The 11990-nt window shown below is 54.7% G+C and carries 10 protein-coding genes; all 10 read right to left on the bottom strand.

Annotated elements, in window-relative coordinates; translation table 11 throughout:
- Window positions 1–9: 9 nt before the first annotated feature.
- A complete protein-coding gene (locus AC6I7A_RS21515) occupies window positions 10–708 on the bottom strand; it encodes an RraA family protein (RefSeq protein ID WP_058958378.1) in 699 nt (232 codons plus the stop codon).
- Between the two features lie 37 nt (window positions 709–745).
- Window positions 746–1315 (bottom strand): HD domain-containing protein, encoded by a 570-nt coding sequence (locus AC6I7A_RS21510; RefSeq protein WP_058958379.1) that lies wholly within the window; start codon window positions 1313–1315, stop codon window positions 746–748.
- Window positions 1316–1640: 325 nt separating this feature from the next.
- Window positions 1641–2588, bottom strand: coding sequence for a LysR family transcriptional regulator (locus tag AC6I7A_RS21505; RefSeq protein WP_009093245.1), 948 nt, complete (start codon window positions 2586–2588; stop codon window positions 1641–1643).
- A 477-nt stretch (window positions 2589–3065) separates the two neighbouring features.
- Window positions 3066–4070, bottom strand: a complete 1005-nt coding sequence (locus AC6I7A_RS21500; RefSeq protein WP_058958380.1) for a substrate-binding domain-containing protein — start codon at window positions 4068–4070, stop codon at window positions 3066–3068.
- 28 nt (window positions 4071–4098) lie between these two features.
- Complete coding sequence (locus AC6I7A_RS21495; RefSeq protein WP_058958381.1) at window positions 4099–5508, bottom strand: sucrose-6-phosphate hydrolase; 1410 nt, start codon at window positions 5506–5508, stop codon at window positions 4099–4101.
- Window positions 5508–6878 carry a sucrose-specific PTS transporter subunit IIBC gene (locus AC6I7A_RS21490; RefSeq protein WP_046103061.1) on the bottom strand — a complete coding sequence of 457 codons (1371 nt, stop codon included), beginning with the start codon at window positions 6876–6878 and terminating at the stop codon, window positions 5508–5510. The genes AC6I7A_RS21495 and AC6I7A_RS21490 overlap by 1 nt, the downstream gene beginning before the upstream one ends.
- Before the next feature lie 66 nt (window positions 6879–6944).
- Complete coding sequence (locus tag AC6I7A_RS21485; RefSeq protein ID WP_267372807.1) at window positions 6945–8459, bottom strand: carbohydrate porin; 1515 nt, start codon at window positions 8457–8459, stop codon at window positions 6945–6947.
- 158 nt (window positions 8460–8617) lie between these two features.
- On the bottom strand, window positions 8618–9544 hold the full coding sequence (gene cscK / locus AC6I7A_RS21480) for a fructokinase (RefSeq protein WP_058958383.1): 927 nt from the start codon (window positions 9542–9544) through the stop codon (window positions 8618–8620).
- A gap of 184 nt (window positions 9545–9728) precedes the next feature.
- On the bottom strand, window positions 9729–10700 hold the full coding sequence (locus AC6I7A_RS21475; protein WP_009093251.1) for a ParB family protein: 972 nt from the start codon (window positions 10698–10700) through the stop codon (window positions 9729–9731).
- Window positions 10697–11899, bottom strand: coding sequence for an AAA family ATPase (locus tag AC6I7A_RS21470; protein WP_009093252.1), 1203 nt, complete (start codon window positions 11897–11899; stop codon window positions 10697–10699). The genes AC6I7A_RS21475 and AC6I7A_RS21470 overlap by 4 nt, the downstream gene beginning before the upstream one ends.
- Between the last annotated feature and the right edge of the window lie 91 nt (window positions 11900–11990).

Here is an 11990-nt window from a genome sequence, read left to right as displayed (position 1 = left end):
TTTATTTTATTACTCATAGTGATTATCAATAATCTCTACATTCTTTCTTTCCATTAAATCGTCTACCCATTGACGATCAACCGTACCGGCTGCGGAATTGACGGCTTTTTCTTTATCTTTCTCAGATAATATTTTTGATTTTTCCAGAACAGAGTAAGCGTCGTCTTTCGGAATGACGATGACGCCATCCCTGTCACCCAGGATGATATCGCCAGGATTGACCATGATACCGCCACAGGAAATCGGGACATTAACTTCTCCGGTTCCCTCTTTGTAAGGTCCCGAGGGGGTGGTTCCGGTTGCATAGAGAGGTAATGTTCCCTGAGAGAGAATATCAATGTCTCTGACCGGGCCATCGATAACAATCCCCTCTATTTTTTTGAAGCCCTGTAAATAATTAAACATGATTTCACCCATGATAGCCCGGCTCCGTTCCCCCTCATTGGAAACAACAATGACATCGCCAGGTTGTGAAATATTCATCGCTTTATGGAGCATCATGTTGTCACCCGCTCGGGCTTTGACCGTCAATGCAACCCCGCACATAATTCTGCCGGAGGGGTTCGACATCAGTCTGATTTGCGGGTTCATTCCGCATAATCTCCCCATGCAATCCGCCACATTTGCGGCTGCAATTTTACTGAAAGCTTTAACCAGTTCAGGATCCGGCAATTTTCTCCTGGTGAAAACGCGATTACCCACTGACATGAGCGACTCCTTATTAATATGATCTGTTTCTGACGTTTTATTTTTCAGTAAGACAAATATCTGTTCCGGCATGAACAAAATGGACATCAGCATCCATCATGTCTGCATAGAATAAAATCATCCCCTCAATGCCCTGAGGGATAACTTTGGATTGTCCTGAATGCGCGACGACCAATGCCGTAATTGCTTCCGGAAGTCGGTATTTATGGGTGTAATAGCCACTTAAAAAGCCATGCTGATAAAGCTTACCTGTTTGACTTTTTTTACTGGTGCCCGGCCCACCCGCCCCCATCTCCATCTCTTCCAGCTTGCATACATCATGCAGTACAGCGGAAACAATCAGAATATCGGTGTCAACTTCATACCCGAATTTTTTCTGGATATTCCGGGCAATAAGCAGGACATTATCCGTGACATTCTCGGTGTGCTTAACCAAAGAAACATCCGGTGCTCTGATCGCAAACTGTGCATCTTCAATGTTCTCCCATGCACTGTTCCGAAATGCCTCAACCCAGATTTCACATGCAGCATCCGCAAGCCTTCTGTTTTTGACTGCTGCTAACTGAGGGAAAAACTCTTTTATCTTTTCAATGGTGATTTCGCACATTTCCTGCCTCACAAAGTCCTGTCAGATAATAAAGAAGAACCTTCACCCTATCGGAAACCGGGTGAATATGATGACCTTGCGGGCATTCTATTTTTTAATACGCACCAACAGAAACAATATTTTATTTATTTCCGACAAAGAAATGTTGTTTATGCATTCTTTAAAGTTAATTTAACTATTCTGCAATAAGGACTTCGTTAATCACGCTTAAGCCGTCAATATAAAACGGTGAGATTTGCAATTAACCTCACAGAAATTCCGGAGTCTGGTTCATAATAAAACCGTCAACTCCGTTACAGGAAGGCTTATCACCACGCGGGTTGCGTCAGCGATGCCGTGAAAAAGGTCCGGGCGTACCAAATAGCGCCGTTGTCCGGGAGATGAAGTCACGCGCATAGCGTGATAGATAGCGGTTTTTGTGGTAAATAATGCTCAGCGGACTGAAAACATAGTCATTCTGAAGAAGAACGGGCAGAAACACACCTTCCGGATAGCGTTCCTGTAAGGAGGGTATTCTTATTTCAGTCAGAAAAAAGACACCAAATTCAAACAGGGCAAGCATAACATCGATGGAGTCAACCTCAAATATTCTCCGCGGTTCAAACCCCGCCTCCTCAAAGCATGCGTTAACAATTTTGTGCAGCCGGTAATCCGATTTAAAACAGATAAAGGGAAAGTCTTTGAATTTATCAAGCGTCGTGCCCTGCTGGCATCCTGCGATAAAATTATCCGTGTCACTGCCAAAATGCTCAATCAGCAGATTTTTATTTACGGCAAGATAGAGCCTGTCGTTCATCAATGGGATGGTTTTTAACAGGGGATCATCCCCTTGTTTTATCCCGACAAAAAAATCCAGCTCTCCGGACATCAGCATCTGTTCCATCCTGGCTGATTTTTCGTTTGTCAGGTTTATCGTAATGTTGGGCCATTTTTTTATATAGTCCGGCAGAACCATAGGAAGCCAGTAACTTCCTCTGTAGGGCGTCGCCCCGATATATAACGTGCCAATATGATGATGCTTAATGTCGCTTAATCGCGATGAGATATTATCGCTTTCCATCAGTATCTTTATCGCAGAATCATACAGCGCGCTGCCAGCCTGAGTGAGTTTAATCTGCGGTTTTCTGTGGAAGAGAATCGTATCATAATAATCCTCTAATTTTTTTATGTGTACACTGAGATTTTGCTGAGAGGTTGAAAGATTTTGTGCAGCCCTGGTGAAATTTAAATTTTCAGCCAGCTCAACAAAGTATCGCATGCTGATTAAGTTCATTATGACCTCCCTGTAAGCCTGTAATCAGCGCGTTTTACTCGCCTGATTTACAGCAATCTGCGTGTATTGAAATGCTGAAGATAATGATTAAAAATTTCAAAGTTGCTAAAAGAGATGATGATTTTATATTTGCAAGTAAATGAGGTTAAACATCGTTAACTTTTTTGCATCATCTTCTTTGAATTATCGATTGCCATTATATTTTTTCTCGCGCGCTGTGTCCCCCGACAACCTGAGCTGAAGCGATGGTTTTTTTAATACGTGTGAGCGATGGCTCGTTATGCATGGCCCGATACCGCCTGTACCCTTATCAGGTGCCGCAGTCTCAGGGTGAATGCACAGTGCATTACGCACCTTAAGAGGTCGCCGTATCGTTATAACGATACGGCGAAAATGATCTGGCGGGTGTATATGACGTTGTATGCCTCAGTGATGCAGAGAACAGCGAACTCAGGCGCTGGATCTGACCCGCATCCGTTAACCGCGCAGCCGCAGTGTGGCCGGCAAGACCAGCTGGCTCTCGGTGGGATCGTCTCCCCGGATCAGGGTGGTCAGCATGGAGAAACAGGCCTGCGCCAGCGCCGGGACATTCTGCTCTACCGTATCGATCGGAATGGAGAGCGAATCATACAGATAGTGATCGTCAAAACTGGCGATGCGGATATCGCGGGTCAGCAGGTGATGCTCGCTCATGTAGCGCAGCACCCCTTCCAGCAGACCACAGGCGGCGGTGAACATCGCTTTAGGAGGGCGTCCCAGCCGGTCACACAATGCCGAAAACATCTCATAGCCGCTGCCGGGATGGTAGGCACCCTGAATAATCCACTCCGGCTGCAGGGTCACCCCCGCGCGCGCCAGCCCCTGCCGGAATCCCGACAGACGATCCTGGGTGGGCGACAGCGCAGACTGTCCGCCAAGGAAGTAGATCTCTTCCGGACAGGCGCGCGCCAGTTTTTCAACGAGATCGGCGGTAGGGGTGACCGAGTCGGTGATCACCCAGGGAAGCGCGGTGTTGTTCATGTGGCGATCAAACAGCAGTACCGGTAACTGTTCGCTGAGGCTGACATAATCACTGTCATCCAGCATGCTGGAGGCGACAATCAGCCCATCGACCTGACGGGCAACCAGGTTATTCACGACCACCCTCTCCTGAGCACCATTTTCATCGGTACAGGAGATCAGCAGCTGGAGACCGGCTGCCCGGCAGAGATTTTCCAGCGCATGCGAAAAGGCCGCGAAACCATGGTTAGTGATCTCCGGCACCACCAGCCCCAGTGTGTGGCTGCGGGCATCATGCAGCATCCGGGCGTGAATGCTGGGCTGATAATGGTGTTCACGGGCCAGCGTCAGAACCCGCTCACGCGTCTCCTTTGCCACCCGTAACTCTTCGCCACGGCCGTTAAGCACCAGGCTGGCAGTGGCTTTTGAAACGCCAGCCAGCCCGGCAATGTCACTGATGGTAACGCGTTTGGTTTTTCTCACGGCAGGACACGGTTGATGGAACAGGCCGTTATTCTACCATGCAGCGACGCAACGACCAGTAGCGGGCCGTCAGTTCTGCGCCTCCGCGCAGGGTGAGCTTCGCCGCCGTGTCCGGAAAATAGCGGCTGCTCATCACGCCCTCCCCATCATTGATGAAGATCTCAACGCTGGAGTGGTCGCAAAGGATCTGCAACCGGCGGGCTGCCCCTGTCCAGTAGCGGAAGATCCACTCGCCCGAAACCAGACTGCGACGGGCAAGCCGCAGTTCATCCTGCTGCCACGACAGGATCAGCGTATCGGCAAAATTGAGTTCGATATCTCCCTGACTCTCCAGCATCAGCTCCAGTCGCGCGGCGGCGATCGGTGGCATGTCATCAGCGCGACCCTGATAGTGCTGCTCCGCTTCGCGCAGCGCCTGCAGTTCGGCAACCGGCTGCTGACAGAGCCGCCCGTTGCGTGAGCTCAGTTCACGCAGGCAGGTCATCTGGTGGATCCAGCGGTGCGCGACCGTCGGCTGGGCCATCTCCTCGCCATCCGGCGTGCCCATCCAGCCCACCAGCAGACGCCGTCCGTCCGCAGTAAGCGTGGTCTGCGGCGCATAAAATTCAAACCCGGCATCCATTTCATTCAGCGGGCCGTGTGTGTATTCAGCCCGCTCATAATTCAGAGAGCCGCTCAGCCAGGCGCAGGCGTGGCTGTTCAGGTAGCGTTTTTCTTCCGGCGCCACGCCCTGCGGACAGCAGATCAGATAGGTGCTGTCGCCCAGCGTGAACATATCCGGGCATTCCCACATGTAGCCCGCAGCACCCAGTCCCCCCCGCTCGCTGCCCGCTATTTCGCCGAGAGAGTGCCACGCGCGCAGATCGTCAGAACGCAGTAACAGCACCCTGCCCTGCCGCTGCGTGGTCTGCGCCGCCAGAACCATGTACCAGTGGTTTTCGTGCTGCCACACTTTAGGATCGCGGACGTGGCCGGTGTAGCCCTCCGGCACGGCAATGACCGGGCCGAGTTTGTCGAATCCCCCTGTGCTGTTCTGCTGCGCCAGGCACTGCCACGCGGTACGCGAGCCATCCTCAAATTTGACGTTACCGGTGTAGATCAGCGTCAGCACGCCGTTCTCCTCCACTGCGCTGCCGGAGTAGCAACCGCTGCGGTCATACTCCTCATCAGGCATCAGGGCAATGGGCTGATGCTGCCAGTGCAGCAGATCCGCTGAGCGCCAGTGACCCCAGCACTTATGCTGATGCGCACACCCCAGCGGATTCCACTGGTAAAAGAGATGATAGTGTCCGTCAAAATGGATAAAGCCATTGGGATCGTTGAGCAGCCCGGTCACCGGTGCCAGATGCCAGCCGGGATAGTGGCGATCGCTGAGCGCCGCGGGCATACCCTGCATGACCGCCTGCAGGATGGCGGCCAGACGTGTTGATGCGCTCATTATTCCGCGTCCGTTTTATATTTGAGCAGGTAAGAGATCACAAACGCCGAAATGAAGGCGATGGCGATACCGATAATATAGTTCAGCAGCGATCCGGCCTGCACGATGGCCATGCCCGGCAGACCGGTCAGGCCGACGGCGGTCATGTAGACGTGCACCGAAACCACCCAGGCTCCCCCCAGCGCGCCCCCGACCAGGCCGGCAATGAAAGGCTTCATAAAGCGCAGGTTGATACCAAAGATCGCGGCTTCCGTGATCCCCAGCAGCGCAGAGAACGCGGAGGGCAGCGAAATCGCTTTGATTTTTGCATCACGGGTTTTAAACCACACCGCCAGGCAGGCACCGCCCTGAGCGACATTCGCCATCGCCCAGACAGGCAGCAGGAAGTTCACCCCGATGGAGGGGTTACCCAGCAGCCCCGCCTCGATAGCGTGAAAGCTGTGATGCACACCGGTAATAACGATCACGGAATAGAGTCCGCCGAACACCAGGCCTGCCAGCCAGCCTGCGTGTGCGATCAGGGTGCTGAGCACAAAGGAGATGCCATCACCCAGCATACGGCCGGCCGGACCGATGATCAGCAGCGCAATGAAGCCGGACAGAATCACCGTCAGAAACGGGGTCAGGATCAGATCGAGGGCATCCGGAATAACCCGGCGCAGCTGCTTTTCCAGCATGCTCATAAACCACACTGCCAGCAGCACCGGGAATACCGTCCCCTGATAGCCGATCATCGCCACTTCAAAACCAAAGAAGTTCATGGTGTGGAAACCCGACGCCACCCCCCAGGCGTTAGTCAGGGCCGGATGCGTCAGGATGCCGCCGAGGGTCGCGCCGAGAAAGGGGTTTCCGCCAAACTCGCGCGCCGCCGTAAAGCCAATCAGGATCGGCAGGATAATAAAGGCCGCCGAGCTGCACATATCGAGCATGATATAGAGCGCATTCTCCGGGTTAACCCAGCCGTAGGTTTTGACCATCCCCAGCAGACCCATCAGCAGCCCCGACGCCACAATGGCCGGAATGATCGGCACAAAGATGTTCGACAACAGACGGGCGATTCGCTGGAAAGGGTTGAGCTTACGGGCCGCAATATCCGCCGCCTCAGACTTACTCGATTCGCTGATGCCCGCCTCGGCGATGAACGCCGCATACACCTTGTTCACCACGCCGGTGCCAAAGATCACCTGAAGCTGTCCGGCATTGCGGAAGCACCCCTTTACCCCCTCAATCCGGCCAATGGCAGCGGTGTCCGCCAGCGCATCATCGGCCAGCACCAGCCTCAGCCGGGTAGCGCAGTGTGCGGCACTGGCGATGTTCGCTTTGCCACCCAGCAGGGGCAGGAGTGCCCGGGAAATCTTCACATAGTCCATACATACCTCTGTCTTGTTATGTTTTTATCCGCGTGACTATCCGGCCCCGGATGCGGGGCCAGCCGGTCAGAACCATGTTTCCATCTGAACGCCGAAGTTCCATTCGCCACCGGCATCAAACCCTTTACTGCCGAAGGCGTCGTCACTGGCATAGTTATCCAGCCGGTGATCCCAGTCCATCCAGGTAGCAAAGAGCCGGATTTCCGGGCGCTTGAGGAAGTCACCGACATCACCGGCTTTCAGCGTGGGCGCCACGGTGAGCTTGGTGAAGCTGCCGCTGACCGCGTTGCGATTGTTATACCCCTGCGGACGCAGATCCATGTACTGATAGGAGCCCTCATACTGCATCTCAAAGTTCTGCGTGATTTCCTGAATCAGCCGCAGGTTGACCGTCGCCCAGTCGTAGCTGTCCCCTTTGACGTAACGGTCGTCACTGCGCTGCGCCAGTAAAGCAGGCGCAATGTGCCAGCCTCCGCCCAGCGGCGTGATGCCGTAACTTGCCAGACGCCAGGTGCTGGCCTCCGGCAGCAGTGCGCCGTCAGAGCCAATGGATTTCACCTCCGCCCCCAGTCCGTGACCGTAAAGCAGTGCAGTTTTCGACGAACCGTCTGTCAGCCCATAGAAGCTGTCGTTGTGCAGGCCCAGCAGCGCGTGGACGCCGGTATTGGCTGCATCGCTTTTGACTTTGTTACCCTCAATATCCCGGCGGTCATCGTTATCCTTTGCCCGCAGGCCGCTGACCATCATCTGCACCGGACCGACAAAGTTGTTCAGTGACAGGATGTAGTTCTGCGCGGTGTTTTCGTTGTTTTCAATGTCGCCAAAAGTACGGCCATAGAGAGAGAGGTTGCTGCGCGCCTGATCGCTCCATTTCATGTCGTAGATACCGGCACCGGTTCCGGCAAGGAACACCACATCGGAGTCGATCCAGTGGATATCAAAGTTATCACGGTCAAAACGCTTACCGGCCCAGACGGTGGCGTTGTCGAAGGCGCCGGTAAAAGTAGGCAGCTGGCCCAGTTCAACAAACGCCTGACGCAGATTGAGGTCGCTGCTGGCGGCCGTCCAGTCGTTATAGGTCCGCTGCCCGTCGGCCAGCATCGCTTTGAAACGGGTTGTGGCCCCGCTGGCCAGCGTCTGCTTATGCTCCAGATTCAGCTCAACGTAGGTGTCCGGTTCATTACCCAGACGACCAACGTGACCGCCGGTCTCCCCGGCGGGGGTTACGGTCGGACCGCCCTGGGTTTTCGCGGCTGAACTGTTCATCAGCAGGCCGGATCGGGCATAGCCGTGAAATTCAAAGCCGCCTTCATCGGCCGAATGCTGCTCCAGCTTCGCGGTGCGCTGTTCGACCTGAGCGGCAGAGGCCTGATTCTGCTGCTGAACCGCCGCCAGCTGCTGAGCCTGCTTCTCAGCAGCCCGCGCGCGGGTTTCGGCGGCATCCGCCCGCTGCTCGGCCGCCTGAAGCCGCTGCTCCATGGCTGCCAGACGGGCTTCGATACTGCTCATGCTGGAATCGGCCCAGACGGGAGAGGAAAGCAACAGGGTAGAAAGGGTCACTGCAATGGTGCTTTTTTTCATTTTTTTATGTCCCTGAGAGGAGGCTATCATCACCGGCTTTTTGCTAAACCGGTTTAGGCCAAATCATAGCCACGGGTAATTTCCCTTCGCAACGAAAATAGCTAAACCGGTTTAGTGATTGTGAGATAGTTCGCAAAACAGGGGTTAAAAAGCAGGGATTACTCCGTCAGTTCGTGAAGCTGGTGGAGCCAGGGGAGTGCAGTCATGGCACCTTTAGCCGTGGTAGCGAGTGCCCCGCAGCGCTGGGCACTCGCCAGCGCGCGGGCCAGCTGCGATTCATTGGCGGGCAGACCCGACTTTGCGAGTTCCCACAATAACCCCGCCACGAAGGCATCGCCTGCGCCCGTCGTATCGACACTGACCACAGGGGAGGTGCTGTAGTGCGCAACCCGGCCCTGATAACAGGTCAGCACCCCTTCCCTGCCCCGCGTCACCAGCAACAAATTGATCTGATAACGCGACGCCAGTTGCAGCATGCGCCCGGCCGCTTCACCCTCCGGACAGAGAAAATCGAGCTCTTCATCTGACAGTTTAACGACGTCGGCGTGGCTGAGCGCCTCGCTCACTACCGCCTGCAGCAGTGCCGGATTGGGCCAGAGGTCGTGGCGCAGATTCAAATCAAAACTGACATGCCCGCCTGCGGCCCGGATCTGTTCCATCGCCTTCAGCGTGGTGCTGCGCGAAGGCTCTGCCGCTAAGGCGATGGAACAGCAGTGCAGCCACTCCCCGCGGTCAAACGCAGGCAGGTCGCCCGGTTCAAGAAACAGGTCGGCGCTTGGCCGCACCATAAAGGTAAAGGAGCGTTCGCCCTGTTCATCCAGCCCGACCACCACCGTCGAGGTGCGGTGCCGGGGATCGTTTATCATGGCCCCGGTGTCGACCTGCTCTTCCTGCAGCGTCTGCCGCATGAACTCTCCAAAGGGATCCGCGCCAACCCGGCCGATAAACGCGCTGTTTCCCCCCAGACGCGCGACGCCCACTGCGACATTGGCGGGCGCCCCGCCCGGACACTGCATTAACCGACCCGGCATTTCGGGAAGTAAATCCACCACGGCATCGCCGAGGCACCACACGCGAACTGACATACCTACTCCTTTAATCAGACCTGAACGCTAAACCGTTTTAGCTATAGCGGGAAACGATGCCGACTTCAAGTGTTCTTCTGCTGGAGTGATATCTCGCTGACAGCCGCGAGCAGGTCATTGGGGTAGAGAAGCGATATAAAAAAACCGGCCTGAGCCGGTTTCGTTTACGCTGAAGCGAGGCAGGTTACTTCATGGTGGCGAGAATCTGCCGGATTGATGCATCTATCTGCTCAGCGATCTCTTTCGGCAGACGACTGAATTCATACTGTACGGTGCGTTTCTCGTCATTGGTTTTACGGCGCGCATAGGTGTTTGCTGTGGTAAAGGTGGCCAGTTTTTCCGTCACCGTTTTGCTGACCGGCGCGGGCTTTTTTAACTGGCGACGGGCGCTTTTAAAGGCATTGAGAATGGCACTTTTTTTCTCATCTGCATTTGCGCTCAGCAGTGAACCCTCAGCCTCCAGCTGCTGCTCAATCCCGCTGACCAGTTCCGTGACGTCTGCGGCCTCCGCCTTTGCTTCCTCCCAGACGTCGAGCAGTAACTGGTAGTCCTGCAATGTCAGTTCCGACACCACCGGGAAGAGGCCGATAAATTCGGCGGGTACGGCAGCCGCCTGGAACGCGCGGGAGACTTTGGCGTTAGAGATGCCTTCGGCTTTAGCAATCTCTGATTTGCTCATGCCGTTCTCGTTCATCAGCATAAAGCGCAGTCCCAGCTCGCGCAGGTTATGCTCTTTTGCTGTCTGAATATCCGCGGCCAGCTGACGCGCATCCGCGAGGCTCAGCGCATCGGCGGTTACCAGGACTTCCAGACTGGCACCCGACAGAATGCAGGCGGCGCGGCGGCGGGAACCGTCCATGATCTCAATTTTGTCACCGTTCACGCGACCAATGGCCGGGAAAAACTGCTGCAGGGTAATGGTCCGGGTGATCTCCTGCAGCGACTCCGGTGTCAGGCTGCTCTGGTCCCTTCCGTTAATGGCCGGGTCGACGCTGGTCCGGGTTTCGATATCGTCATGCGGGATCAGCTGACGCACAAAGGTCGCCTTCGCGCCTGATTTCAGCGTAAAAGTCCGCGACTGGCTGCTGCTGTCGATCATGCTTGCTATCGCGGAGTCGCCAAATTTGCGGCCAATGCGCTGTATAGGTTTGCTCACAGGGTGCTCCTGATATATTCGATGCGATCAAATACCGCCCTTGAGAATTGCTCAGCTTCATATTTCGCTTTACGCAGGGCATCGGCACTGCCCGGATACGAGGAGGGGTTGGCGCTGATCACTGTGTCAAAAGATTCACCGCAGCGTTCAAATCCATCCAGGCGCGGTAAGCTGCAGTCCAGCATCGATTTCGTAAAGACTTCCCGCGCATAGCTTTGTGAAGTCAGGTGATCGTGTTTAGAGGTCATTTTTGACATGAAGCCGATATTTGCCTTCAGTCGCGGTTCAACGCCTTCAGATTCTATACGCTCCAGCATTTCCGGCAGGCGGGTCAGATACTTCATCGTGGAGTGGAAGTCGACCTGGGCCGGTGGCGTAGGCGTCAGCAGCACATCACTGGCTGCGATCGCGTTTAGCATAAAGGAATCCAGATGCGGGCCGGTGTCGAGAAAGATAAAATCGTAATCACCTGCCAGACGATCGATGACGTTACGGCGTAAAACTTCGGATGGCGCGACCCCCGGCAGGTGTTCGGCAACCAGCTCTTCCCAGTCGCTGGCCACAAAGCCATCGTCAATTGACGCCGGGATAACATCCACGCCAGGCATGACGGTAGGTTTGATGAACTGTTCGCGAAGCTGGTCTGCATCGAGATCGTTGAGCATCGCCTGAGCGGCCGTTTCCAGAACGGAACCCACGCTGTTGGTATGACTCAGGAACATGGTGCTTGATGCCTGCGGGTCCAGGTCGATAACCAGGATGCGCAGATCGTTATGCAGCATGGAGGGGTGCGCGCGCATACCGTGGGCGAGCGTAACGGTGCTGACCGTTTTAGAGACCCCGCCCTTAAGGCTGACAACAAAGACGACAAAGGGGCCGTCGTGGCGGTCGCGATATTTCGGCACTTTACGGTGCTGATAAATGTCGACGACGTTCTGAATGGTCAGTGCATACTGCGAGGTACTGCCCGTCTGTTTTTTGCCAAACTGGTAGCCTGCAGCTTCCATATCCCCGATAGCCGCGACGACCGCGTGCTTGCTCAGCAAAGGCATATTGGCAACGGCATTACGTGAGAAGGTCTGGTAAAAACCGGTCTGGTTAAACTCCTGACGCTGCTGCTCAATATGGTTACTCAGTCCATGTAACATGGAATTGGCGCGCGTGGCCATTTCCAGCACGCCACCATAATCACGCTTCATAAGCCCCTCTGATTTAATGTTTTTTGGCATACTACACAAAAAGCGCATATCTGCCAATTTTTTAGAAAAATGCCAAAAACCTGGATTTTTC

This window comes from Type-F symbiont of Plautia stali (genome assembly GCF_059731105.1).
This window is presented reverse-complemented; position numbering and strand designations above follow the sequence as displayed.

Bases quoted from the DNA above. Each gene is read 5' to 3' on its own strand.
- cscK (WP_058958383.1), bottom strand. From the start codon at position 9,544: ATGTCAGTTCGCGTGTGGTGCCTCGGCGATGCCGTGGTGGATTTACTT.
- AC6I7A_RS21505 (WP_009093245.1), bottom strand. From the start codon at position 2,588: ATGAACTTAATCAGCATGCGATACTTTGTTGAGCTGGCTGAAAATTTA.
- AC6I7A_RS21485 (WP_267372807.1), bottom strand. From the start codon at position 8,459: ATGAAAAAAAGCACCATTGCAGTGACCCTTTCTACCCTGTTGCTTTCC.
- AC6I7A_RS21510 (WP_058958379.1), bottom strand. From the start codon at position 1,315: ATGTGCGAAATCACCATTGAAAAGATAAAAGAGTTTTTCCCTCAGTTA.
- AC6I7A_RS21495 (WP_058958381.1), bottom strand. From the start codon at position 5,508: ATGAGCGCATCAACACGTCTGGCCGCCATCCTGCAGGCGGTCATGCAG.
- AC6I7A_RS21490 (WP_046103061.1), bottom strand. From the start codon at position 6,878: ATGGACTATGTGAAGATTTCCCGGGCACTCCTGCCCCTGCTGGGTGGC.
- AC6I7A_RS21470 (WP_009093252.1), bottom strand. From the start codon at position 11,899: ATGAAGCGTGATTATGGTGGCGTGCTGGAAATGGCCACGCGCGCCAAT.
- AC6I7A_RS21515 (WP_058958378.1), bottom strand. From the start codon at position 708: ATGTCAGTGGGTAATCGCGTTTTCACCAGGAGAAAATTGCCGGATCCT.